This is a genomic window from Streptomyces sp. AC627_RSS907 (assembly GCF_019049165.1).
Map to the genome: position 1 here is coordinate 1 of NZ_JAGMUE010000948.1, position 687 is coordinate 687.

Consider the following 687-nt stretch of genomic DNA (forward strand, 5'->3'; position numbering starts at 1 on the left):
GGCCCGCTCCGCTCGCGCACGGAGCGGTCGACGCGACCGTCACCGTGCCCGGTTCCAAGTCCGTCACCAACCGCGGCCTGGTCCTCGCCGCACTCGCCGCCGAGCCCGGATGGCTGCGCCGCCCGCTGCGCTCCCGCGACACCCTGCTGATGGCCGAGGCGCTGCGCGCCATGGGCGTCGGCATCGAGGAGACCATCGCGTCGAACTCCGCCGCCCCCGGCGAGCCCGGCGCCCCCGCCACCGGCGAGGCGTGGCGCGTCATCCCCGCGGGGCTGCACGGCCCGGCCACCGTGGACGTGGGCAACGCCGGTACGGTCATGCGCTTCCTGCCGCCGGTCGCCGCGCTCGCCGACGGGCCGGTCCGCTTCGACGGCGACGCCCGCTCCCACGAGCGCCCGCTGCACGGCGTGATCGACGCGCTGCGCGCCCTCGGCGCCCGCATCGACGACGACGGGCGCGGCGCGCTCCCGCTGACCGTGCACGGCAACGGCAGCATCGACGGCGGCCCGGTCCGCATCGACGCCTCCTCGTCCTCGCAGTTCGTCAGCGCGCTGCTGCTCTCCGGCGCGCGTTTCAACCAGGGCGTCGAGGTACGGCACGTCGGCTCCACGCTGCCCTCCATGCCACACATCCGGATGACCGTGGACATGCTGCGCAGCGCGGGCGCGGCCGTGGACACCCCGGAGG

At 76.4% G+C, this 687-nt stretch carries 1 protein-coding gene; it reads left to right on the forward strand.

Translation table 11 applies throughout. The features are described from left to right. On the forward strand, nucleotides 1-687 hold a 687-nt coding region (locus KUM32_RS39610; RefSeq protein ID WP_374227611.1), incomplete at both ends, for a 3-phosphoshikimate 1-carboxyvinyltransferase.